Annotated in this window: 23 protein-coding genes and 2 tRNA genes; 16 read left to right on the forward strand and 9 right to left on the reverse strand. The window is 68.2% G+C overall.

All coding sequences use genetic code 11. From position 1 onward, the window contains the following. Positions 1 to 109 precede the first annotated feature (109 nt). The 3 genes from argF to FIU66_RS11260 all read right to left on the reverse strand — a co-directional run bounded on the left by argF (position 110) and on the right by FIU66_RS11260 (position 3,365). The gene (gene argF / locus FIU66_RS11250; protein WP_167622809.1) at positions 110 to 1,036 is read right to left on the reverse strand and encodes an ornithine carbamoyltransferase; all 927 of its coding nucleotides are present in this window, start codon (positions 1,034 to 1,036) and stop codon (positions 110 to 112) included. A gap of 187 nt (positions 1,037 to 1,223) precedes the next feature. Then, on the reverse strand, positions 1,224 to 2,390 hold the full coding sequence (locus tag FIU66_RS11255; protein WP_167622811.1) for an aspartate aminotransferase family protein: 1,167 nt from the start codon (positions 2,388 to 2,390) through the stop codon (positions 1,224 to 1,226). A 141-nt stretch (positions 2,391 to 2,531) separates the two neighbouring features. Further along, a complete protein-coding gene (locus FIU66_RS11260; RefSeq protein WP_240544670.1) occupies positions 2,532 to 3,365 on the reverse strand; it encodes an ABC transporter permease in 834 nt (277 codons plus the stop codon). Positions 3,366 to 3,482: 117 nt separating this feature from the next. On the opposite strand from FIU66_RS11260, the gene FIU66_RS11265 reads away from it, so the two are divergent. Beyond that, positions 3,483 to 4,094, forward strand: a complete 612-nt coding sequence (locus tag FIU66_RS11265) for a GcrA family cell cycle regulator (RefSeq protein ID WP_167622813.1) — start codon at positions 3,483 to 3,485, stop codon at positions 4,092 to 4,094. Between the two features lie 22 nt (positions 4,095 to 4,116). Beyond that, a complete protein-coding gene (locus FIU66_RS11270; RefSeq protein WP_167622814.1) occupies positions 4,117 to 4,458 on the forward strand; it encodes an MliC family protein in 342 nt (113 codons plus the stop codon). Here FIU66_RS11270 and nudC read toward each other — a convergent pair. Beyond that, entirely contained in the window at positions 4,455 to 5,402 is a 948-nt protein-coding gene (nudC, locus tag FIU66_RS11275; protein ID WP_167622816.1) for an NAD(+) diphosphatase, read from the reverse strand. The two genes, FIU66_RS11270 and nudC, sit on opposite strands and share 4 nt — an antisense overlap. Before the next feature lie 132 nt (positions 5,403 to 5,534). Here nudC and metG point away from each other — a divergent pair, with 132 nt between their 5' ends. From metG to FIU66_RS11295, 4 genes are all read left to right on the forward strand, one after another. Then, complete coding sequence (gene metG, locus FIU66_RS11280) at positions 5,535 to 7,253, forward strand: methionine--tRNA ligase (protein ID WP_167622818.1); 1,719 nt, start codon at positions 5,535 to 5,537, stop codon at positions 7,251 to 7,253. Positions 7,254 to 7,404: 151 nt separating this feature from the next. Then, positions 7,405 to 9,444 (forward strand): TonB-dependent receptor domain-containing protein, encoded by a 2,040-nt coding sequence (locus FIU66_RS11285; protein WP_167622820.1) that lies wholly within the window; start codon positions 7,405 to 7,407, stop codon positions 9,442 to 9,444. A gap of 76 nt (positions 9,445 to 9,520) precedes the next feature. After that, entirely contained in the window at positions 9,521 to 10,441 is a 921-nt protein-coding gene (gene rocF, locus FIU66_RS11290; RefSeq protein ID WP_167622822.1) for an arginase, read from the forward strand. 56 nt (positions 10,442 to 10,497) lie between these two features. After that, positions 10,498 to 10,583, forward strand: a tRNA-Leu gene (locus FIU66_RS11295). 62 nt (positions 10,584 to 10,645) lie between these two features. On the opposite strand, the gene FIU66_RS11300 is transcribed toward FIU66_RS11295, so the two are convergent. The 4 genes from FIU66_RS11300 to FIU66_RS11315 all read right to left on the reverse strand — a co-directional run bounded on the left by FIU66_RS11300 (position 10,646) and on the right by FIU66_RS11315 (position 14,826). Beyond that, a tRNA-Thr gene (locus FIU66_RS11300) sits at positions 10,646 to 10,721 on the reverse strand. 88 nt (positions 10,722 to 10,809) lie between these two features. Then, complete coding sequence (locus FIU66_RS11305) at positions 10,810 to 12,603, reverse strand: heme biosynthesis HemY N-terminal domain-containing protein (RefSeq protein ID WP_167622824.1); 1,794 nt, start codon at positions 12,601 to 12,603, stop codon at positions 10,810 to 10,812. Between the two features lie 10 nt (positions 12,604 to 12,613). Next, the gene (locus FIU66_RS11310; protein WP_167622826.1) at positions 12,614 to 14,074 is read right to left on the reverse strand and encodes a COG4223 family protein; all 1,461 of its coding nucleotides are present in this window, start codon (positions 14,072 to 14,074) and stop codon (positions 12,614 to 12,616) included. 89 nt (positions 14,075 to 14,163) lie between these two features. After that, the gene (locus tag FIU66_RS11315; RefSeq protein ID WP_167622828.1) at positions 14,164 to 14,826 is read right to left on the reverse strand and encodes a uroporphyrinogen-III synthase; all 663 of its coding nucleotides are present in this window, start codon (positions 14,824 to 14,826) and stop codon (positions 14,164 to 14,166) included. 66 nt (positions 14,827 to 14,892) lie between these two features. Here FIU66_RS11315 and tsaD point away from each other — a divergent pair, with 66 nt between their 5' ends. The 9 genes from tsaD (at position 14,893) to truA (ending at position 22,055) form a co-directional block, all read left to right on the forward strand. After that, entirely contained in the window at positions 14,893 to 15,963 is a 1,071-nt protein-coding gene (gene tsaD / locus FIU66_RS11320) for a tRNA (adenosine(37)-N6)-threonylcarbamoyltransferase complex transferase subunit TsaD (RefSeq protein WP_167622830.1), read from the forward strand. Beyond that, positions 15,960 to 16,901 (forward strand): NAD(P)H-dependent glycerol-3-phosphate dehydrogenase, encoded by a 942-nt coding sequence (locus FIU66_RS11325; protein WP_167622831.1) that lies wholly within the window; start codon positions 15,960 to 15,962, stop codon positions 16,899 to 16,901. Before tsaD ends, FIU66_RS11325 begins: the two co-directional genes overlap by 4 nt. After that, complete coding sequence (locus FIU66_RS11330; protein WP_167622833.1) at positions 16,898 to 17,173, forward strand: YciI family protein; 276 nt, start codon at positions 16,898 to 16,900, stop codon at positions 17,171 to 17,173. Before FIU66_RS11325 ends, FIU66_RS11330 begins: the two co-directional genes overlap by 4 nt. Further along, positions 17,173 to 17,586: an EVE domain-containing protein gene (locus FIU66_RS11335; protein ID WP_167623487.1), complete on the forward strand. Its 414-nt coding sequence runs from the start codon at positions 17,173 to 17,175 to the stop codon at positions 17,584 to 17,586. The genes FIU66_RS11330 and FIU66_RS11335 overlap by 1 nt, the downstream gene beginning before the upstream one ends. A 139-nt stretch (positions 17,587 to 17,725) precedes the next feature. Further along, positions 17,726 to 17,977: a DUF4170 domain-containing protein gene (locus tag FIU66_RS11340; protein WP_167622835.1), complete on the forward strand. Its 252-nt coding sequence runs from the start codon at positions 17,726 to 17,728 to the stop codon at positions 17,975 to 17,977. Between the two features lie 24 nt (positions 17,978 to 18,001). Beyond that, positions 18,002 to 19,165, forward strand: coding sequence for a 3-deoxy-D-manno-octulosonic acid transferase (locus tag FIU66_RS11345; protein WP_167622836.1), 1,164 nt, complete (start codon positions 18,002 to 18,004; stop codon positions 19,163 to 19,165). Continuing rightward, positions 19,162 to 20,148: a tetraacyldisaccharide 4'-kinase gene (gene lpxK / locus FIU66_RS11350; protein ID WP_167622838.1), complete on the forward strand. Its 987-nt coding sequence runs from the start codon at positions 19,162 to 19,164 to the stop codon at positions 20,146 to 20,148. Before FIU66_RS11345 ends, lpxK begins: the two co-directional genes overlap by 4 nt. Before the next feature lie 158 nt (positions 20,149 to 20,306). Beyond that, positions 20,307 to 21,272 (forward strand): 5-bromo-4-chloroindolyl phosphate hydrolysis family protein, encoded by a 966-nt coding sequence (locus FIU66_RS11355; protein ID WP_167622840.1) that lies wholly within the window; start codon positions 20,307 to 20,309, stop codon positions 21,270 to 21,272. Positions 21,273 to 21,275: 3 nt separating this feature from the next. Beyond that, positions 21,276 to 22,055, forward strand: coding sequence for a tRNA pseudouridine(38-40) synthase TruA (gene truA / locus FIU66_RS11360; protein ID WP_167622842.1), 780 nt, complete (start codon positions 21,276 to 21,278; stop codon positions 22,053 to 22,055). On the opposite strand, the gene FIU66_RS11365 is transcribed toward truA, so the two are convergent. Beyond that, positions 22,052 to 22,738 carry a sugar transferase gene (locus FIU66_RS11365; protein ID WP_167622844.1) on the reverse strand — a complete coding sequence of 229 codons (687 nt, stop codon included), beginning with the start codon at positions 22,736 to 22,738 and terminating at the stop codon, positions 22,052 to 22,054. The two genes, truA and FIU66_RS11365, sit on opposite strands and share 4 nt — an antisense overlap. A gap of 209 nt (positions 22,739 to 22,947) precedes the next feature. On the opposite strand from FIU66_RS11365, the gene FIU66_RS11370 reads away from it, so the two are divergent. Continuing rightward, the gene (locus FIU66_RS11370; RefSeq protein ID WP_167623488.1) at positions 22,948 to 23,403 is read left to right on the forward strand and encodes a universal stress protein; all 456 of its coding nucleotides are present in this window, start codon (positions 22,948 to 22,950) and stop codon (positions 23,401 to 23,403) included. Positions 23,404 to 23,466: the final 63 nt, after the last annotated feature.

Raw genomic sequence — 23,466 nt, forward strand, 5'->3', positions numbered from 1 at the left:
AGCGATTAGGGGTGCGGTGCGACAGTGATGCGTCAGCCGTGTGAAGGTTTTTCAAAACCGGCTGGAACGGCGAAACGCCCGCCGGGGGGCGGGCGTTGGGACCATTGGCCTAGACACCCAGGCACCACCGCATCACGGCCTTCTGGGCATGGAGCCGGTTCTCGGCCTCGTCCCAGATGACGGAATGAGGGCCGTCCATCACCGCGCTTGTCACCTCGTCCTCGCGGTGGGCGGGCAGGCAATGCATGAACAGGCTGTCGGGCTTGGCACGCGCCATTAGCGCCTCGTTCACCTGATAGCCGCGCAACTGGTTGTGGCGGCGTTCCTTGGCCGATTGGGGATCGTGCATCGACACCCATGTATCGGCCATGACCAGGTCCGCGCCCTCGACCGCCTGGGCGGGGTCGCGCACGATGTCCGCCCGGACGCCCTGGGCGCGGGCGAAATCCAGGGCATCGCGTTCGGGGTCGAGCGGCGGGGGACCGCTGAAGGTGAAGTCATAGCCGAACTGGCCCGCGCCATGGATCACGCTGGCGCAGACATTGTTGCCGTCGCCGACCCAGACCACCTTGCGGCCGGCGATGGGGCCGCGATGTTCCTCGAAGGTCATCACGTCGGCCATGATCTGGCAGGGATGCGTGCGGTTGGTCAGGCCGTTGATGACCGGGACGGTGGCATGTTCGGCCATTTCCAGAAGGGTCGCTTCCTCGAAGGTGCGGATCATGATGAGATCCACATAGCGCGACAGCACGCGGGCGGTGTCGGCGATGGTCTCGCCATGACCCAGTTGCATTTCGCTGCCCGACAGGACCATCGTCTGCCCGCCCATCTGGCGCACGCCCACGTCGAAGCTAACGCGCGTGCGGGTCGAGGGTTTTTCGAAGATCAGCGCGACCATGCGGCCCGCCAGCGGCTGTTCGTCGTCGGGCGTGCCCTTGGGGCGGTTGTTGCGGGCGGTCTTCATGGCGAGAGCCTGGTCGATGATCGACCGCAGATCCGCCTTGTCGGTGGTGTGGATGTCCAGAAAATGCTTCATCTTTGTGGCTTTCGCGATTTGGGCAAGGAAGCCCGCTTGGCGTGACCGGGTCAAGAGGGGGCGCTGCCCCCACGCGCGTGCCGCGCGTTCCCCCGGGATATTTGAGCAACGAAGAAGCGGTTATCGTCGACGCGTCAGCAGGCGGCAGGGATGGTCCCCGCCGCCGGTGCCGTCTCTGGGGGTGTGGTTACGCAAGGCTCGCTGCCGCGCGGTCGAGCCGGGACACAGCCTCGGCGATCTCGTCATCGGTGATGTTCAGGGGCGGCAGCAGGCGCAGGGTGTTGTCGGCGGCGGGCACGGTCAGCAGGTGCTGGGCATAGCCCGCCTTGACCACATCCGTGGGCGCGTCCTTGCATTTCAGGCCCAGCATCAGGCCCTGGCCGCGCACGGCTTCGAAGACATCGGGATGGGCGGCGACAAGGCCTTCCAGCCTTTGGCGGAACAGGGCGGCCTTGCGGTTCACCTCGGCCAGGAAGGCGTCGTTGGCCACGATCTCCATCACGCGGGCACCCACCGCGCAGGCCAAGGGGTTGCCGCCATAGGTGGAGCCATGCGTGCCCGCGACCATGCCGGCGGCGGCCTTTTCGGTGGCCAGGACGGCACCCAGCGGGAAGCCGCCGCCGATGCCCTTGGCGACCATCATGATGTCGGGCGAGATGCCTGCATATTCGTGGGCAAACAGGCGGCCGGTGCGACCCATGCCGCACTGAACCTCGTCCAGGACCAGCAGCGCGCCGTATTGGTCGCACAGCACGCGGATGTCCCGCAGGTCGGCGTCGGGCAGCGGGCGGATGCCGCCTTCGCCCTGCACGGGTTCCAGCATGACGGCGGCGGTCCTGTCGCTGATGGCGGACCGAAGCGCGTCCAGATCGCCCCAGGGCAGCGTGCGGAAGCCGGGCATCAGCGGGCCGAAGCCCTTGACCATCTTCTCGGCCCCCGAGGCAGCGATGGCGCCGGTGGACCGGCCGTGGAAGGCGCCCTCGAAGGTCAGGATCTCGATCCGGTCCTGGCCGTGGTCGTGCCAGTACTTGCGGACCATCTTGATCGCCAGTTCGGCGGCCTCGGTGCCGGAATTGGTGATGAAGGCGGTGTCGGCGAAGGTATGTTCGACCAGCAGGTCGGCCAGCCGTTCCTGCTGGGGGATCTGGTACAGGTTCGAGACATGCCAGATCCTGCCCGCCTGTTCGGTCAGCGCGGCCACCAGATCCGGGTTCGCGTGGCCCAGCACGTTCACCGCGATCCCTGACCCAAGGTCAAGATATCGGCTGCCGTCCGTGGCGATGGCCCAGGCCCCTTCGCCCTTTTCAAAGGCGATGGGCGCGCGGTTATAGGTCGGCAGGACGTGCGAAATCATTGGGGACTCCCCGATTGGCAGGACGGATTGTGAAGGCAGGCGGGATCGGACGGTGACTTGGCGTCAACGTCGGGGACGGGCGAAGATGGCGGTCCGCGTGATCATGGCTTCGGCCATAGCGCCGATCAGGCCCGCGCGCAATCACGCTTTCATCCGATAGCCGGATTTCAGCCAGCGCCAGGCCAGCCACAGGATCAGGCCGACGACGACGGTGCAGATCACCAGCCCCCGCCAGACCGGGGCGTCGCTGACGCCGGTCACGCCATAACGCGCGCCGTCGATCAGGTAGAAGACCGGGTTCCAGTGGGACAGCGTGCGGAAGGGTTCGGGAAGGGGCTGGACGGAATAGAAGGTGCCCGACAGGAAGGACAGGGGCGTGATGACGAAATTGCTGATCGCAGCCATCTGGTCGAACTTCTGCGCAAGGATCCCCGCCAGGATGCCCAGGCCGCCCAGCATCAACGCGGCCAGCAGGATGAAGGCCAGCGCCCAAAGCGGATGCGCCACCCCCTGCCCCGTGACCAGCACCATGCCGGTGCCGATCACCAGGCCCACCAATCCGGCGCGCGCGACGGAACCGGCCAGGTAACCGGTCAGCAGTTCCCCCGCCGACAAGGGCGGCATCAGCGTGTCCACGATGTTGCCCTGCACCTTGGCCGAGGTGATCGAGCTGGACGTATTGGCGAAGGCGTTCTGGATCACCGTCATCATCAGGATCCCCGGCCCCAGGAAGACCAGGTAGGGCAGGCCCATCACCTGCCCCCGCCCCTGCCCCATCGCCAGGGCGAAGATCAGCACGAACAGCGCCGCCGTCATCAGCGGCGCAAAGATCGTCTGCTGCCAGACGGCCATGAAGCGCATCACTTCGCGCGTGGCAAGGGTGCGCAGGCCCAGCCAGTTGACGCGGCCGAAGCGGCGGACCCCCATGGCGGGCTGTTCACCGGCAGGGCGGTGGGTGAAGATCGGCTGGCTCATCCGGCGGTCCTTGAATTTCTGCGCATCGGCGGCTAAATCTCGGCATCCCGTTTCTGACGGGGCCAATCGCAGGTTTCAAGATGGGGCGGCGCGGATCGCGCGCCCGGAAAGGCAGCCATGTCCTGGACGGATGAACGCGTCGAGACGCTGAAGCGCATGTGGGCCGAAGGCCAGTCCGCCAGTGCCATCGCCAAGGAACTGGGCGGCGTGACGCGCAATGCGGTCATCGGCAAGGTCCACCGCCTTGGCCTGTCCAATCGCAACGACGAACCCGAGCCCGCACCGGCGCCCGCACCGGAACCCGTGGCCGAGAAGAAGGCGGATCGCAAACCCGCCCCCACCGCCCAAGCCCCGCGCCCCGAGCCGCAGCCCGAACCGGCCGCCCCCGCGCGCGAGGAGACTGCCGAGGAAGAACCCGTGTCCCAACCCGTCTTCACCCCCGTCCCGCGCCGCCCGATCGTGCCGGCGGGCCAGCCCCTGCCGCCGCAGCCCTCGGCCAACGAGATCAGCCCGGAAACCCTGGCCTCGGTCCGCGAGGTCGAAAAGCGTGCCCGCAAGCTGACCCTGATGGAGCTGACCGAGCGCACCTGCAAATGGCCGATCGGCGATCCGGCGACGGACAAGTTCTGGTTCTGCGGCCTGCCCAGCCAGCCCGGCAAGCCTTACTGCGAGGCCCATGTCAGCGTGGCCTTCCAGCCGATGAGCTCGCGCCGCGACCGGCGGCGTTAAGCGGCACGAGACAGGGTAGCGGATGATGCGCCTGGCCTGCCTGATCCTTGCCTGCGCTGCCTTGGCTGGTCCGGGGCAGGCGCAGACGACACTGACCCTGCCCCTTGGCGGCGCCACGCTGGCCGAGGTGACCTATCTCTGCGACCGGGGCGCCCTGATCGAAGTCGACTACCTGAACGCAGGGGACAACAGGCTGGCCCTGCTGCCCATCGAGGGCGAGCAGCGCATCTTCGTCAATGTCCTTGCGGCATCGGGCGCGCGCTACGTCTCGGGCGAATACGAATGGTGGTCCAAGGGCCGCAGCGCCACCCTGACGAACGCCATGGATCCCGCGGCCTCGCAATCCTGCATCCAGACCGACTAGACGCTTCCGGTCCGGCCTTCCACCCACGCCCGCAGGATCGCTTGGGCAACGGCGCCCTTGCGCGCGGGGCGGAGGCGCGGGTGCTGCCCGGCCAGGGCCTGCCCGATTTCAGCCTTGCTGGCCCAGAGCGCGTCTTCCAGTTCCCGCGGGTCGAGCGTGATTGCAGTTGATTCGGCCCGCGCCACGCAGCCGATCATCAGCGAGGCCGGGAACGGCCAGGGCTGAGAGGTCAGGTAGCGCACTGCCCCCACCTGCACCGAGGTTTCCTCGGCCACTTCGCGGCGGACTGCTTCCTCGATCGTTTCCCCCGGCTCGACAAAGCCTGCCAGCAGCGAATACATCCCTTCGTCCCAGCCGGGTTGGCGCCCCAGCAGTACGCGGTCGCCGTCAAGGACCAGCATGATGACCACGGGATCGGTGCGCGGAAAATGGGGCCGCTTGCAGGCGGGGCAGTCGAACCGCCAGCCTGCATGGCCAATGATGTTGCGCGCGCCGCAGTTGGAACAGAAGCCGTGGCTGCGGCGCCATTCGAAGATGCCCTTGGCCGGGGCGGCAATGGCCGCGTCACGGTGATCCAGTTCGCCCAGCACCGCGCGCAGGTCGGCAAAGCCCTGCGTTGCGGGAAGGTTCAGGACCGCCGACGGATCGCCGTCGGGGGGCGCGACGGCTGAAACATCGACCGCGAAATGCGCGGCACCCGCATCGTCCAGCCCCAGGAACAGCGCGCTGTCCGCATGGCTGGCGACCATCGGATCATCCGCCTTTAGCCAGACCAGCCTGGGGCCGGCAGCCGTCCTGTCGAACAGCGGCTTGCCTTGCCAGAACGGCAGGATGCGGCTGGTAGGATCGGCCAGGAAGCGGGCCATCGCATCGGCATCGCCGCGCAGGCGATCGGCCCTGTCCAGATAGCTGCCGCCAAAGGTGATTTCGGATTCGTCGATCATGGCCGCGACGCTGCACCGCCCAACGCGAAGGGGCAAGACCCTGCGGCCCAAGATGTCTGGGCACGGCGAAATGCTGGCCTTCCCGCGCGTGCCTAGATAGATACGGGGCCGATCAGATTCACAGGAACCGGAATGGCCCGCCACCTCATCACCTCCGCCCTGCCCTATATCAACGGCATCAAGCACCTGGGCAATCTTGTCGGGTCGCAACTGCCCGCCGATCTTTACGCCCGCTTCCTGCGCGCGCGGGGGCACGAGGTGATGTTCATCTGCGCCACCGACGAACATGGCACGCCCGCCGAACTGGCCGCCGCCAAGACGGGTGAACCCGTGGCCGAATACTGCGCGCGGATGCATGGGGTGCAGGCGGAACTGGCGCGGGGCTTCGGTCTGTCCTTCGACCATTACGGCCGGTCCTCCAGCCCGCAGAACCACGCGCTGACCCAGCATTTCGCGGGCAAGCTGGCCGAGAACGGCTATATCGCCGAGGTCAGCGAAAAGCAGGTCTATTCCGTCGATGACGGCCGCTTCCTGCCCGACCGCTATATCGAGGGCACCTGCCCCAATTGCGGTTACGACAAGGCCCGCGGCGACCAGTGCGAGAATTGCACCAAGCAGCTTGATCCGACCGACCTGATCGACCCGCGCAGCGCGATCAGCGGCAGCACCAACCTTGAGGTGCGGGAAACCAAGCACCTGTATCTGCGCCAGTCGGCGTTGAAGGGGCAGATCAGCGACTGGATCGACAGCAAGACCGACTGGCCGATCCTGACGACCTCGATCGCGCGCAAATGGCTGGACGATGGCGAGGGGTTGCAGGACCGCGGCATCACCCGCGACCTGCACTGGGGCGTGCCCGTGCGGCGCGGCGACCAGCCCTGGCCGGGGATGGAGGGCAAGGTTTTCTATGTCTGGTTCGACGCCCCCATCGAATACATCGCCGCCACCGCCGAATGGGCCGACGCGCATGGCATGACGGATGCCGACTGGCGCCGCTGGTGGCGCCGCGACGAAGGGGCGGATGACGTGACCTATACCCAGTTCATGGGCAAGGATAACGTCCCCTTCCATACCCTGTCCTTCCCGGCCACCCTGATCGGATCGGGCGAGCCTTGGCGGATGGTCGATTACATCAAGTCCTTCAACTACCTGACCTATGACGGCGGGCAGTTCAGCACCTCGCAGGGGCGCGGCGTCTTCATGGACCATGCGCTGGAAATCCTGCCCGCCGACTACTGGCGGTGGTGGCTTCTGTCCCATGCGCCGGAATCCGGCGACAGCGAGTTCACCTGGGAAAACTTCCAGCAATCCGTGAACAAGGATCTGGCCGACGTTCTGGGCAATTTCGTCAGCCGCATCACCAAGTTCTGCCGGTCAAAGTTCGGCGAGACGATCCCCGAGGGCGGCGAATACGGTGCCGAGGAAAACGCGCTTATCGACGCAGTGACGACCCGCGTCCGCGCTTATGAAGGCTTCATGGCCGCAATGGAGGTGCGAAAATCCGCGTCCGAGTTGCGCGCAATCTGGGTTCTGGGCAACGAATACCTGCAATCGGCCGCGCCCTGGACGACGCACAAGACCGACCCGGAAAAGGCCGCGATGCAGGTGCGCCTTGGCCTGAACCTGATCCGGCTTTATGCCGTCCTGTCCGCGCCCTTCATTCCCTTCGTGTCCCGCGCGATGCTGGAGGCGATGGGAACCGGCGACGATACCTGGCCCGAGGACGTGGCAGCCGCGCTGTCCGCCCTGCCTGCGGGCCATGCCTTCACCGTGCCAGAGGTGCTGTTCGCCAAGATCACCGACGACCAGCGGGCCGAATGGGCCGATCGCTTCAAGGGCGTGCGGACCTGATCTGCGGGCCTGTGGCCCCAGGGTCACAGGCCGCCGCCCCGGGCGTCCGCTGGGTTGAGCATGCCCTTCTGCAGGATTAACCCGACTGAATTACCCAGGAATGCAAGACGGCAAGCCCAGGCGACATCTATCCAAAGCCTGGGGTTCCCACATGACCGCTTTCCGCCTGCGCCATTCGGCGCTGCTTTTCTCCGCCGCTGCCCTTGCCGCCCCCGCCGCCGCCCAGGACAGCACCCCCTTCGCCCTGGACGAAATCGTCGTTACCGCGTCGGGGTTCGAGCAGAACATCGCCGAGGCCCCTGCAAGCATCTCGGTCATCTCGGGCGCGGAACTGGCGCGGCGCAATGTCACCAGCTTGTCGGACGCCCTGCGTGGGGTGCAGGGCGTGGCCACCACCGGCATCGCCAACGAACAGGATATTACCATCCGCGGGTTGGGCGGCCAGTACACGCTGATCCTGGTGGACGGCAAACGCCAAGGCACGCGTGAATCGCGGACCAATGGCAGCGCCGGGATCGAGCAAAGCTGGATCCCGCCCGTCGCCGCCATCGACCGGATCGAGATCGTGCGCGGGCCGATGTCGTCGCTTTACGGGTCCGACGCGATGGGCGGCGTCATCAACGTCATCACCAAACCCGTGGCGGACCGCTGGACCGGCTCGGTCACGACCGAGGCGACGGTGCCGCAGGACGGCAACGATGCAGGGTCGCGGCAGTTGTCCTTCTATGCCAGCGGCCCTGTCATTGCCGACCGGCTTGGCCTCCAGATCTGGGGTCGTCGCTTCGACCGATCCGAGGCGCGCGTGGTGGACGGCCTGCGCGATCGCGATCTGGCCGACCTGTCCGCGCGGCTCAGCTGGACGCCGCACCCGGATCATGTCCTGCACCTGGAAGGCGGGCGGACCCGCATCGAGGACCTGGGCCGCGTCGGACGCAGCATCGCGCCTGTCGATTTCCGCGGCACGCCCCAGAACGACAGCCTGCAGGAAAACACCCGCGACCGGACGGCCCTGTCCTATGCCGGGCAATGGGGCAATATCGCGGTCGACCTGTCCGTCCTGCGCGAGGTCGGGCAGCGCACCACGTCGACCGGCAATGGCGCGCTTGTGGCAGGCGACCGTGCGCCCGAGGTCACGAACACCGTTTATGACGCCAAGTTCACCGCGCCCCTGGAATGGCAGGGCAGCCATACCCTGGTCTTCGGCGGCCAGTTGAACCGCACCGGCTTGCGCGACCAGAACCCCGGCCTTGGCGACGGGCGCAGCTATTCCTTCTCGACGGCGCAGCGGGCCGTTTTCCTCGAGGATGAATGGCGCATCCGCGACGACTTTGCGCTGACACTGGGGACGCGCCTTAACGACCATGACGAATACGGCAGCAATGCCACGCCGCGCATCTATGCCGTCTGGAACGCGACGCCTGCCCTGACGATCAAGGGCGGCCTGTCCACGGGCTTCCGCGCACCCGACCTGCGGGCGGTCGTGCCGGGCTATTTCTATACCACCGAACGCGGCGCCGGTGTCATCGTCTCCAATCCTGGGCTGGAGCCCGAGGAAAGCACAAATTATGAACTGGCCGCGCTTTACACGGCGCCCAAATGGAAACTGGGCGCGACGCTGTTCCGCACCGATTTCCGCGACAAGATCGAAAACGCCAAGACCGACCGGCAGGTGTCGGTAGGGGGCGCGATCTATAACCGGTGGGAATGGTACAATGTCGGCGAGGCGCGGTTGCAGGGCGTCGAACTGACCGGCGAATGGGATCCCATCGCCAGCCTGACGCTGCGCGCCAGCTACAGCTTCATCGACAGCGAACAGCGGACTGGCGATTTTGCGGGCCTGCCCCTGACCCGGACGCCCCGCCACCAGGCCAGCCTGACCGCAGACTGGGCGACCCCGGTCGAAGGGTTGGGCGCCTGGGGCACGGTGAGCTATCACGGCAAGGAAATCGCCGCCGGCGCGCGCATCGGCACGAATGGCCGGCCCATCGCCTTTGATGACGCAGGCACCGCTATTGCCTATGAATACGGATCCTACCTGACCGTCGATCTGGGCATGGACTACCAGGTCAACGACCGCGTCACCCTGAACGGCGCGATCTACAACATCCTGGACCGCGACATCACCATGGCCGCCAACAACACCGAGGGCGAAGGCCGCCGCCTGTGGCTGGGCCTGACCTCGGCTTTCTGACGGCCAGGCAGCCGGCGGTGGACTTTTCCCCGCCGGCTGCGTTTACCTCGGGCCTGACACTGAGTTCGAGGATTTCATGACCCATTGCATCCTGATCGGCGCGCCCGTCGACCAAGGCCAACGCCGCCCCGGCTGCCTGATGGGACCGGCCGCCTATCGCGTGGCCGGGCTGCCCGGCACCCTGATGGCCCTGGGCCACACCGTCGAGGATATCGGCGACGTCCTGCCCGGCCCCGCGCCTGACGCCACCTGCGCAAACCCCGCCGTTCACCACCTGCCCGAGATGATCGCCTGGACCCATGCGCTGCGCGAGGCCATGGCCGAAGCCCTGCCCCGCGGCCTGCCGGTCGTGATGGGCGGCGATCATGCACTGGCGCTTGGCAGCGTGGCAGGCGCCGCGATCCATGCCATGCGAGAAGGCAGGCCGCTGTTCGTGCTGTGGCTGGATGCCCATAGCGACATCCATACGGTGCAGACCACCACCTCGGGGAACCTGCATGGCACGCCCATCGCTTATGCCCTGGGCCTGCCGGGCTTCGATCCTTTTCCGCCCTTCCCCCATCCTGTGCCGGGCCAGAACATCTGCATGTTCGGCATCCGCAGCGTCGATCCGGCGGAACATGCCGCGATGCTGGCCATCGACATCACCGTGAACGACATGCGCGTGCTGGACGAACAGGGCATCGTGGCCCCTCTTCGCGCCTTCCTGGATCGGGTGGCTGCGGCGGGCGGACTGCTGCACGTATCGCTGGACGTTGATTTCCTGGACCCGTCCATCGCGCCCGCCGTCGGCACAACCGTCCCCGGCGGCACCACCTTCCGAGAGGCGCATCTGGTCATGGAACTGCTGCACGAATCGGGGCTGGTCACCTCGCTCGACCTGGTCGAGCTGAACCCGTTCCTGGACGATCGCGGCCGCACCGCCAAGCTGATGGTGGACCTGGTGGGCAGCCTGATGGGCCGCAAGGTCTTCGACCGCCCGACCCGCAGCTTCTAGGGCGCGGTCGCCGGAACCCTTGCCAACCGCCGCCCCGCCCGTTAGCCAATCACGGCGCGGGCGTGGCGGAATGGTAGACGCATGGGACTTAAACTCCCTGGGGCGCAAGCCTGTGCGGGTTCAAGTCCCGCCGCCCGCACCATCTTTCCAGACCGGGAAATGCGAACGGCCAGCCCCGAGGGACTGGCCGTTTCTGATCCAACCTGGTGCCGGTGAAGGGACTCGAACCCCCGACCCCATCATTACGAATGACGTGCTCTACCAGCTGAGCTACACCGGCATCTGGTTGTGCCGCGCCGGATAGCAGCTTCCGTGCGGGGGGAAAAGGGGGCGCGGCATTTTTTCTGCGCGCGCCCGCATCAGGGGCTTCAGGGCCTGGTCTTGCCCTCGGTCCAGTCGGCATCCTCGGGCGGCAGCACGTCGGGGCGAACCAGCACGGGCTCGGGCGTCTCGGCCTTGTCAAAGGGCCGTTCCGCGGCGGGTTTGGCCGGGGCGGGACGTTCCGACGCAGGCTTGACCGGTTCCGGTTCCTCGATCGCCATGGGCTTTACCTCGACCTTGACCGGCGCGGGGCTGGCCTCGGGCGTGGTGATGGTGCTGACCGGCTCGATCGTCACATAGTCGCTTTCGCGCGGCACCATGCCCGGCGCCACATGCGCGACCTCGCGCAGGCGCGTCTTTGGCGTGGCTGGCTTGGGCTGCGCGGCAGGGGGCGGCGTCACGTCGGAAGCCGGTGCGGGATCGGCCATCTCGGGCTGGGCCGCGGGGGCTTGCTGCTTGGGCGCGCCGACCAGAAGCGGCAGCATTTCCGCGCCAGGGGTGGCGGATGCGGCGGCAGACCGGGTTTCCGGTTCCCGCCAGGTCAGCGTGTCGAAGCCGCCGCAACTGTCGCAGGTGGGCGACCAGGCAGCCATCACGTTGTGGCACTTGTCGCAAACCCATTGCGGCCCGCGCGACGCCGTCAGTGCCCGCGTCAGATATCCGCGCACGACGCTGTCGTCGGCCCCCTCGCCCCGCTCGATCGCGGCCATGATCGACAGGGTCCGCACGGTCGGATGCTTTTCCGCCAGATCGCCAAGGGCGCGGCGGGCGCCGGGAAAATCCTCGGCCGTCAGCAGCAGTTCGGCCCGCAGCAGGCGCGATTCCTCGTGGTCGGGGTTCTTGCCGATCAGCCTTTCGAACCGCGTCAGGCGGGCCGAGGACGATTCGTCCGGCACGATCTCGGCATAAGTGGCCGCCACATCGGGATGGGGCCGCACCGACCAGGTCTTTTCCAAGACGCGCGAAGCGTTGCGATAATCCTTTTGCGCGATATAGCTGCGCGCCGCCAGCACCGCCGCCGGGATCAGGTCGGGCGAGGCCTTGTTGGCCGAGATCGCCGCCTCGCGGGCGCTGATGGAATTGCCGTGGGCCAGAACCTCGCTGGCTTCCTGCAGGGCCAGGACGGCGTCGCGGCGCAGATGCACGTCCTTGGGCAGGTCGCCTTGCCGGCGCTTGTCCTTCAGCAACTGCCGCGCGCCCTTCCAGTCATGCTCGCGCATTTCCAGATCCAGCAGCGTGTCCTGCAACTCGCGATGCTTGGGCTTTAGCGCATAGGCCTTTTGCGCCAGCAGAAGCGCGGTCGCTGTATCGCCCTCGTCGATCTTCTGGCGCATCAGCCCGCGGATGCCGACAAAGCGGGTGCGGTCGTCCTCCAGCAGGGTGCGATACACCGCACCCGCCCGCGCCCTGTCGCCCGCCACCTCGGCGGCCTGCGCGGACAGGAGGTTGGTGATATGGGGCATGTTCAGGTATTTCTCGGCCTTGGCGGCCTTGTCCTGCGCCAGCTTGCCTTCGCCCGACGCGACGGCCAGCATCCCCTCGCCCAGGGCGGCATAGCCCTTGCGTTCGCGGGACCGGGCGAAATAGCGGTCGATGGCGGTCTCGTCACCGGCGATGAAGCGGATGAAGGCCAGGAACAGGCCCAGGGCCTTGAAGACCAGCCAGGCCAGGACCATCAGGATCAGCAGGGCGACCACGGCCTTGACGGGCGTCAGCGCGTATTCGGTTCCGGCATATTCGATGCGCAGCATCTGGCCGGTTTCCGAAAGCTGCACCGCGCCAAGGGCAATGACCAGGACGACCGCGAAAAAGAACAGGATTTTCAACAAGGACAGCAGCATTGCCCGGACCTCAGTTTGAAGGGGCGGACAGGTCGGACAAGGCCGCCTGAGCATCGCGATAGGCCGTGGCCCCGGCCAGCCAGTCGGCCATGGCGGGGGCGGCTTTGGCTTCTTCCGGCAGGGCCTCGATTTCCGTCAGGGCGTCGGCGATCCGGCCTTCCTCGACCGCGCCGTCCGCCCGCGACAGGATCGCATCGGGATCGGACCCTTCGCGCGCCTCGACCGAACGCGCGCCGGTCTGGGCGCGCAGGAAGTTCGTCAAAAGGTTGCCATTGCCTGCCGCGCTGTCCTGGCGCAGCGACGTGCGCAGGGCTGCCCGCGCGGCTTCGGGGAAATCGGCCTGGAGGCTGTCAAGGCTGGGAACCTCGCGCGTCAGTGCCTCGGGCGCCTGAAGCCCGGCGCCTTCCAGCGTCTGGCGGGCCTCGTCGGGGTTCACGCCCTGGTCCAGCGCCGATTGCAGCGCCGCGACGGCCGCCACGGCCTCGGCCCGGCGGGTGCTTTCGGCGGCGGCTTCCTGCAACTGCTGGGCCTCGGCCTGCGCTGCGTTGATCTGGGCCTGGGCGGCCTGGGCGGCGGTCTGGATCTGCTGTTCCAATGCCCCGGCCTGGTCGGCCAGCGTCTGGATGCGCGCAGCCATGTCGGGATCGATCTGCGGGCGGGCGGCCAATTCCTCGACCCGCGCGGCTTGCTGTTCGACCTGCTGGCGCAGGGCGGCCAGATCTTCCTGGGACGGACCGGAGGGGGCGGGCTGCTGGGCCCCCTGCTCGGCCTGCGCGGCCAACTCGGCGCGCAGGGCGTCGATCTGCTCGGCGGTCGCGCTTTGGGCAGCGGCGACGGCATCGCTGCGAATCGCGGCAACATCCACCTCGGGGGCTGCTGCGGGCGCCGCTGCGGGCGCGGGCTGTTCCGGCAGCCAGCCCGCGGGAAGGTTCGGCAGCGCCCAGATCGTCGCGGCCGAACCCAGGCCCGCCGCCACCACGCCGCCGAGGACAACGGGCCAGAAGCCGGTCTTCTGCACCGTCACCTTCTGGGCGGGCGCCGAGGACGGGGCAGAGGACGGGGCAGACCCTGGCGCAGATCCCGACGACGTGGACGCCATCGAAGAAGCCGATCCCGACGAAGCCGAACCCGATGACGGAACCGAAGTCGACTTCTCGCTTGCCGGGCCTGGCTTGGCATCAGCCTTTGCCCCGGCGATCTTTGCCTTTTCGACCTTGGCATCCGCCGGAGCCTGATCCTGCGCCGGCTTCCGCTCGGCGGCAGGACTTTGCCCGGTCTTGTCGCCCAGCAATGTCGAATCGATGGACTTGATCTCGCCCCCAAGGGCCGCAGCCTTCTTGCCGTCACCCGACCCGATATCGGTCGCGGTGATCACGCCGGGCGCGGCGGCGTCCTTTTTCGGCATCAGGGGCGTGTCGTCCTGCGGGGTTGCGGATGTGCTGGTGTTCTTGGTCTTGTCTGGCTTTTTCACGTTTGGTCCCCGTCTCGCGGCGGCAGGCTGGCCGCGCCTTGGCCTGCAGCCTAATCAGGCAAGGGCCGCTTCTCAACCCGCCCTGCGCATCATTGTTCCGCCAGCGGCAGGCGGCGGATGGCCGCAGCCATTGCCTCGATGTCGGGCGTTGCGGCGACCGCCTGATCTGCGAAGGGGCCGTCCCAGGCCGCTCGCGCCGCCTCGCTGATCGCCACGATCGTCATGGGCGACCGCGCGGCCCTTGCCGCTGCCGCGACCAGCCGGGCGCTGCGAGGCGAGAACAGCGGCACGACCACGGGGTTTGCGCCCGCCAGAAGGCCCTGCGCCTCGGCCGTCAGGGGCTGGGCTTGCTGGTCATAGACGACCACGCCCGGCACCGGCAGGATCTTCGCCAGATGCCGGCCATGCGGATGGACCAGCGGCACGGGCGTGGCCTTGATCAGCGGCAGCAGGCTTTCGGCAAATCCATTGCCTTCCCGAACCGCAAACCCCGCCTGCCGCGCCACCGATCCCGTATGCCCGCCCACGCAGATCGCGAGCCGTCCCCGCCCCGGCCCGGCAGAGGCAACCGCATGGGCCGAGGTGAAGACCAGCCCCGGCGCCTCCCGCAGCAGGGCCGCGTCGTGTTCCACCGCCACGATCCGCAGGATGGGCGATATCACGGCCTGCCATTCGGGCAGCAGCGCGGCAAAGCGCTGCGAATCCGCCGGGGGACGGGTCAGCAGCAGGACGGGCCGCGGGTCGGGGGACATTGGCAAATCTCGGCTCGGGTGCTAGGGCCTTCAGGCGTAAGCGCCATTCCCCCGCCCGGCAAGAGCATGGACGACACCCAGATTTTCCTTGGCATCGAGAGCAGTTGCGACGACACCGCCGCCGCGCTTGTGACGGGCGGCCGGCGGATCCTGGCCTCGGTGGTCAGCAGCCAGACAGCGCTCCATGCCGATTTCGGCGGCGTGGTGCCGGAAATTGCCGCCCGCGCCCATGCGGAACGGCTGGATCTGGTCGTCGAACAGGCGCTGTCGCAGGCGGGGGTCGCGCTGCGCGATGTCACGGCAGTCGCGGTCACGGCGGGGCCGGGCCTGATCGGCGGGGTCATGGCAGGCGTGATGTGCGCCAAGGGCATCGCCGCCGGGGCGGGCCTGCCGCTGATCGGGGTGAACCACCTGGCGGGCCACGCGCTGACGCCGCGCCTGACCGACGGAATCGGCTTTCCCTATCTGATGCTGCTGGTGTCCGGCGGGCATTGCCAGTTCCTGCGCGTTGACGGGCCGCAGGATTTCACCCGCCTCGGCGGCACCATCGACGACGCCCCGGGCGAGGCTTTCGACAAGCTGGCCAAGCTTCTGGCCCTGCCCCAGCCCGGCGGCCCCTCGGTCGAGGCCGAGGCCGCCAATGGCGATCCCGACCGCTTTGCCCTGCCCCGCCCGCTTCTGGACCGGCCGGGCTGCGACATGTCCTTCTCGGGCCTGAAGACCGCTGCCCTGCGCCTGCGCGACCAGTTGATCGCGGACCAGGGCGGGCTGCGGCAAGGCGACCGTGCCGATCTTTGCGCCGCCTTCCTAGTGTCCGTGGCCGAAGTCCTGGCCGAGAAATCCCGCCGCGCCCTGGCCGCAAGCCCTGCCCCCGTCCTGGCCGTGGCGGGCGGGGTCGCCGCCAACCGCACGATCCGCGCGGCGCTGGAACGGGTGGCCCAGGACGCGGGCGCCCGCTTCCTGGCCCCGCCTCTGGCGCTGTGCACCGACAACGGCGCGATGATCGCCTGGGCGGGGGCGGAACGCTTTGCCCTGGGCCAGTGCGATGGCATGGACCTGGCCGCCCGGCCCCGCTGGCCGCTGGACCGCAGCGCCGCGCCGATGCTGGGCGGCGGCAAGAAGGGGGCCAAGGCATGAGCATCGCGATCCTGGGTGCGGGCGCCTTCGGCACCGCGCTGGCGGTGGCGCTGTCCGCGAATGGCCCAGTGACGCTTTGGGCGCGGGACACAAGCTGGGGCCGCGACAACCCCCGACTGCCCGGCGTGACGCTGCCCCAAGGGGTGCACGTCACCGACGACCTGCCCGCTGCGACGGCTGCCGACACGCTGTTGCTGGCCCTGCCCGCGCAGGCCATGGGCGGCTTTCTGGCTGAACACGCCCCCCGGTTGGCCCGCAAGCACCTGGTCAGCACCGCCAAGGGCATCGACCTGTCCCGGCTGACCGGGCCGTCCACGCTGCTGACACTGGCTTGCCCCCGCGCCACCGTCGCCGTCCTCACCGGCCCCTCCTTCGCCGCCGATATCGCCCGCGGCCTGCCCACCGCCCTGACCCTGGCCTGCGCCGACGCAGAGGCAGGCCGCGCGCTGCAGCACGAGCTTTCCACCCCCGTCCTGCGGCTATACCGGACCACCGACGTGATGGGCGCGGAACTGGGCGGCGCGCTGAAGAACGTCATCGCCATCGCGGCAGGCGTCGTCATCGGCGCGGGCCTGGGCGACAGCGCCCGCGCCGCCATCATCACCCGTGGCTTTGCCGAGATGACCCGCCTTTCCGCCCGCCTGGGCGCACGCCCGGAAACCCTGACCGGACTTTCGGGTCTGGGCGACCTGACCCTGACCTGCACGTCCCAGCAGTCGCGCAACTTCCGCTATGGCCAGGCGCTCGGCGCCCGCCAGCCCTTCGACGCCGCCACGACCGTGGAAGGCGCCGCCACCGCCCGCGCCGTCGCGGCTCTGGCCGGCAAGATCGGCTGCGACATGCCCATCGCCGCCATGGTCGCCCGCCTGGCCGAGGGCCGCATGACCGTGGACGACGCGGCCCAGCACCTGATGACCCGACCCCTGAAGGAGGAATGATGCCCCTGTTCGCCCTGATCTGCCGCGACAAGCCCGGCGCCCTTGAAACCCGCATGGCCAACCGTGAGGCTCACCTTGCCTATGTGCGCGACACAGGCGTGGTCCTGTTCGGCGGCCCGATGCTGACCGAGGGCGAGATGCGCGGCTCGCTTCTGGTGCTGGAAGCCGACAGCCTGGATGCCGCCCGGGCATGGGCCGCCAGCGACCCTTACGCCTTGGCGGGCTTGTTCGAATCGGTCGAGATCACCGAATGGAAGAAGGTCGTCGGCTGATGGCATACTGGCTGTTCAAGTCCGAACCGGACGTCTTCAGCTGGGACGACCTCGTCGCGCGCGGCGAACGGGGCGAGGAATGGGACGGAGTCCGCAACTATCAGGCCCGCAACTTCATGCGCGCGATGAAGCTGGGCGACCGGGGCCTGTTCTATCATTCCAACATCGGCAAAGAGGCAGTGGGCATCGTCGAGGTCATCGCCGAGGCCCATCCCGACAGCAAGGCCGACGATCCGAAATGGGAATGCGTCGACATCAAGGCGGTAAAGCCCCTGCCCAAGGCCATCTCGCTGGACCAGGCCAAGCAGGAACCGGCACTGAAGGACATGGTGCTGGTCAACAACTCGCGCCTGTCCGTGCAACCGGTGACCGACGCGGAATGGGACGCGATCATGCGCCTTTCCGGGGTCTAGGGGGCGGCTTCCTCATTGCCCAGACAATCAACCGACCCCGCAGCTTTGCGCGCCGCCGCGGGGCCGTGCAGGCTTCGCGGCTTTCGCTTGCCGCGCTGCCGCGCTAGGGTCCGCGCGCAAGTCAATCAGGGGAAACACCATGAGCCAACGCCTGCATCTTGTCTTCGGCGGCGAACTGACCGACCCGCAGGGCACCCAGTTCCGCGACACCGACAACATCCACATCGTCGGCATCTTCCCGAACTACCAGGCCGCCTATGACGCCTGGAAGGCCGAGGCCCAGCGGACCGTGGACAGCGCCCATACCCGCTATTTCATCGCCCACCTGCACCGCCTGCGGGACGAGGAAGCCGCCGCCGGCCCGACCGAGGAACTGCAGGTCAAGGGCTGACGGCCGGGCCGGGGCAGGCGGAACATGGCCTGGGCGGGAACCGGGATCGGACGGCTGGGCCTGTGGTGGCAGGCGCGCCGGGCGGGTGTGCCGGATGGCGCGGCCCCGCCCGATATTCCGCCGGGCGGCGGCCCGCTGCTGCTGGTCCAGGTTTCCCCCGATGCCCGCGCGGCCTTTGCCCAGGTGCAGCGCCGCCTGATGCGCAAGAGGCCCGACCTGCGGATCCTCGATGCGGGCGATCCCGGCCCCGCCGTGGCCGAGGCGCTGATGGGGGCGGATCCCGCCGCACTGCTGCTTCTGGGATCGGACCTGCCCCCGGCGCTGATCCTGGCCGCCGCCCGCCGCAGCCTGCCGATCATCCTGGCCGAGGCCCGCTTTGCCCCTGAGGATACCGGCTGGACCCTGCGTGCAAGCGCCAGGCGCGAACTGGTGCGCCAGATCCGCGCGATCCTGGTCACCGATCCGGCCAGCCAGGCCATCGCCCTGCGCATGGGCGCGGACCGCAGGCGCGTCACCATGACCGGTCCCGTCGCCGAAATCCGCGACCCCCTGCCCTGTTCCGAAGCCGAGCGCAGCGTGATGGCCCAGCTTCTGCGCGGTCGCCATGCATGGCTTGCGGCCTCGGTGCCGCCTGACGAGGAAGAGGCCGTGCTGACGGCCCATCTGGCGGCCCTTGCCCAGTCCCACCGTGCCCTGCTGTTCCTGGCCCCTCGCGATCCCGACCGCATCGACCCCCTGGCCCATGTCATCGAGGCCAGCGGCCTGATCGTCGCCCGCCGTTCCCTGGACGAGGATCCGACCGAGGACGTGCAGGTCATGCTGACGGACGGCCCGACCGAGATGGGACTGTGGTATCGTCTGGCCCCCGTCACCTATCTGGGCGGCACCCTGGGGGGCGATGATGCCGCCGCGCGACATCCCTTCGAACCCGCGGCCCTGGGATCGGCCATCGTCCACGGCCCCCATACCGCCCGTTTTGCGACCGAGTGGCAGCAGCTTGGCGGCGCGGGCGCGGCGCGGCAGGTATCCGGCGCCGAGGAACTGGCCAATGCCATCGCCGAACTGTCCCAGCCGGACCTGATCGCGACACTTGCCAGCAACGCCTGGACCGTCAGCACCGGCGGGGCCGACGTGACCATGCGCATCTGCGCCCCCGTTCTGGACGCCATTGCAAAGGCCACGACATGAAACGCGCCCCCGCTTTCTGGTATCAGCGCCCGCCCACCCTCCGCGCGCACCTGCTGTCGCTCCTGGGCGCGGCCTATGCCCGGGCGACCGCCCGGCGGCTGGCGCAGGGGACGCGGGCGCGGATCGGCCTGCCGGTGATCTGCGTGGGCAACCTGAACGCGGGCGGCACCGGCAAGACCCCCACGGTGATCCACCTGCAGCAGACGCTTCTGGCGCGGGGTATCGCGGCGCATGTCGTATCGCGCGGCTATGGCGGCAGCGCGACCGGGCCTCTGCGGGTCGAGGAATCACGCCACGATGCCGCCCTGACCGGGGACGAGCCGCTGCTGATGGCGGCTTTCGGTCCCGTCTGGGTCGCCAAGGACCGGCTGGCGGGCGCGCGGGCAGCCGTGGCGGATGGCGCGCAGGCGATCATCCTGGACGACGGCTTCCAGGATCCGTCGCTGGAACATGACCTGTCGCTGGTCGTGGTCGATGCGGCCAAGGGCTTCGGCAACGGGTTCTGCATCCCTGCCGGGCCGCTGCGAGAGCCTGTGGCCATCGGCCTTGCCCGGGCGGACCTTCTGCTGTCCATTGGTCCGGCGGATGCGCAGGCTCGTTTCACCACCCCGCCCGACGCCCCGCCACATCTGCGCGGAGAACTCCGCCCCCTCCAGATGGGCATGGACTGGCAGGACCACCGCGTCCTGGCCTTCGCGGGCATCGGCCATCCGGAAAAGTTCTTTGCGACCCTGGCCGCGCTTGGCGCCGATCTGGTGCGGGGCGAGGCCTTGGAGGATCACCAGCCCTTCACGCCCGCGCTGCTGACCCGGCTGGAAACGGAATCGCGGCTGACGGGGGCGCAGCTTGTCACCACCGAAAAGGACGCGGCCCGCCTGCCGCGATCCTTCCGGTCCAAGGTCATGACCCTGCCGGTGCGGTTGTCGATCGCGGACCCGGCGCCGCTGGATGCGGCGTTGGACCGCCTGTTTCCGCGGGCCTGATCTTTGCAATCGGGCGCGCAATCCCGATATAGGGCTGGCAGGGCCGTTCCGGCCCAAAGGGGAAAGCACGGGCATGTCGCAAAAGGCCATCCAAAGGCTCAGCTTCTATCTGCTGATTCTGGTGACGCTTTATGCCTCGTTCGGGGCGGGGTAAGGGCATGTCGAAACGCTTTGGCGGGCGCTATTCGCCCGGTCTGGGTCCGCAGGACGACAACCGCAACCCGGCGCCGGCGCCGCAGATCCGCCACCGGCTGGCGGGTCGCCCGAAATACGTGACCTTCGCCGCGCTCCCCTTCCTGTTCGGCGCCTTCTTTCAGGAGCCGACCGGAATGGCGGGCAGCCTGGCCGCCTTCGGCGTCATCGCCAGTGCCATGTGGATGACCGGCGAGGGGCTGGCCGCCGAGGCCGCCTATCAGGTCCGCCGCGTCGCCCGCCGCCCCGCCATCCCGCGCAAGCTGTTCGGCAGCGTGATGACGGGCCTGGGCCTGGGCCTGGGTGCCGCAGGGCCAGAAAACCTGGCCGGCGCGGGCGTGATCGGGGCGACTGGCATGGTGCTGCACTGGCTGGCTTTCGGGGCCGATCCGATGCGCGACAAGGGCATCCAGGCCGGCAGCGACTTCCAGCAGGACCGCGCCCAGAAGATGATCGACGAGGCCCAGACCAGCCTTGCCCAGATGCAGGACGCGATCCGGTCCCTGGGCGACCGCTGGCTGGAAGCGCGCGTGGACCGCTTTGCCGCCACGGTCGAGGCGCTGTTCGACCGGGTGCGCAGCAATCCGGGCGACCTGTCCGCGGCGCGGCGCTACCTGGGCGTCTACCTGACCGGCGCGCGCGATGCGACGATCAAGTTCGCGGATCTTTACCGCCAGACCCGCGACCCGTCGGTGCGGACGTCTTATGAAACCTTCCTCGATGACCTGGAAAAAGATTTCAGCGCCAAGTCCCGGCGTCTTCTGGAAGGCGACAGGACCGATCTGGACATCGAGATCTCGGTCCTGCGCGAACGCCTCGCGCGCGAGGGGGTCCGCGCATCCGAACCCCTGCCGCTGGAGCCGCCCCGGACCGAAACCGCGCGCTTCATCGATGAACTGCTGACGCCCGAGCGGGACAAGGCGCGTCGCTGATCCATGCCGCGCTTTGCGTTGAAGATCGAATATGACGGCCGTCCCTTTGCCGGATGGCAGGCCCAGGCCGACCAGCCCTCGGTCCAGGGCGCGGTGGAAGCCGCGCTTGGCAAGCTGGACGCAGGCTTTGCGACGGGCGCCCGGATCGCGGCGGCGGGCCGGACCGACGCGGGCGTTCATGCCACGGCCCAGGTCGCCCATGCCGATCTGCACCGGGATTGGGATCCCTTCCGCCTGGCCGAGGCGCTGAACTTCCACCTCAAGCCCGCGCCCGTGGCCGTGCTGGCCGCCGCGCGGGTGCCGGACGACTTTCACGCCCGCTTTTCAGCCACCGAGCGGCGCTACCTGTTCCGCCTGCAAGCCCGCCGCGCGCCGGCGACCCACGATCGCGGGCTGGTCTGGCAGGTGCTGCACCCGCTGGATGCGGCGGCGATGCGGGAAGGCGCGGCCCATCTGCTGGGACTGCACGATTTCACGACCTTCCGGTCCTCGATCTGCCAGGCGGCAAGCCCGGTGAAGACGCTGGACGAGATCCGCATCGACGAGGTCGAGATCCCGCATGGTCGCGAATACCGCTTCCACCTGCGCGCCCGGTCCTTCCTGCACAACCAGGTCCGCTCCATCGTCGGCACGCTGGAACGCGTCGGCGCGGGATCATGGCCACCGGATCGGGTGGCTAAGGTGCTGCAGGCCCGCGACCGCGCGGCTTGCGGGCCGGTCTGCCCGCCGCACGGGCTTTACCTGTGCGGGGTTGGCTATCCGCAGGATCCGTTCTGGGACTAAGTCCGGCCCCGCCGCCGGGGGCGTTCGTCACGGTATCCGAAGACGATCTTCAGCGTGTTCCACATGATCCAAAGATCCAATCGGATATCGCGGTGGCGCTGATAGATCAGGTCGATCTTCAGCTTCGCGGGCAGGCAGCGGCGGTAATAGGCCTGCTCGGTCGCCTCGGCGCTTGTGCAACGGGCCAGGATGCGATCCTCGTGGCGGTGATAGATCAGGGTCGCCAGCCCGGTCACGCCCGGACGGCTTTTCAGGACCTGCGAATAGACGGCGGGGAACCGTTCCACATATTCGCGCAGGGGCGGGCGAGGGCCGACAAAGCTCATGTCGCCGCGCAGGATGTTGAAAAGCTGCGGCAGCTCGTCCAGGCGGCTGCGGCGCAGGAACCGGCCGAGGGGCGTAATGCGCCAATGCTTGTGCGCTCCGGTTGCCCCCGAATCCTTGTCCTCGCCGATCATGGTGCGGAACTTCAACTGGGTGAAGGGCTGACCCGGCGCCCGCATTCGTTCCGCAAAATAGAGGATCGGCCGGCCCTGCTGGATCAGAAGAAGGACCGCGACGATGCCCATGACGACCGACAGCGGAATCAGAAGGACAAGGGCAAGTGTCAGGTCGAACAATCGCTTGCGTCGGGGCGCCGGGTTCGCTGCCGAACCCTGCGCATCGCCTGCAAACCATGCCATCTTTGGCATGGCGACGCGTGCCGATCCGGTCCTGTCCCAGTCATGGTGGATCGTCACGATGCCTGCCCTGCAACAATTCGTTCATCAAGCCGGGTAGCACAAGGGCGGATGCAGGGAAACCGGCCAGGCGCGATTCCGGCCGAATGACTTGCGCGACCATTGCAAAGGGGCCACTGTCTGCCGGAACCGAGGCCACCCAAAGGCGGATGATGCGCAAGTTTCTAGTCATGCTGGACGACAGCCGGGAATGTCTGAACGCGATGCGTTTCGCGGCCATGCGTGCCTCCAATTCCGGGGGCGCGGTGACCGTTCTTGCGGTGATCCCCCCGGATGAAATCCAGCACGGCTTCGGCGTGGCCGAGGTGATGCGGGCCGAGGCCTATGAGCGCATCGAGGCGCATTTCGAGGTTTTCGCCAAGTGGATGAGAATGCGTCCAAAAGTCGAGCCGGAACTGGTCATCCGAGAAGGAGACCCGGCCGAGCAGCTGATGGCCTATCTGAACGAGGACCCCGAGATCGGCATCGTCGCCATGGGCATCAGCGCAGACAAGTCGGCGCAGAATCCGCTGCTGTCTCGCCTGCTGCGCGATGCGGCCAGCCTGCCCTGCCCGATCACCGTCGTTCCCGCCGACATCTCGAAGGAGCGGCTTGAGGCGATCACCTGACCGCCGCCCGGCTTGACCCGGCTGCCCCCCATCGCCATATCCATTCCAAAGGAGCCTTGGCAA

This window comes from Paracoccus sp. AK26 (genome assembly GCF_011801365.1).
Lineage (GTDB): Bacteria > Pseudomonadota > Alphaproteobacteria > Rhodobacterales > Rhodobacteraceae > Paracoccus > Paracoccus aerius.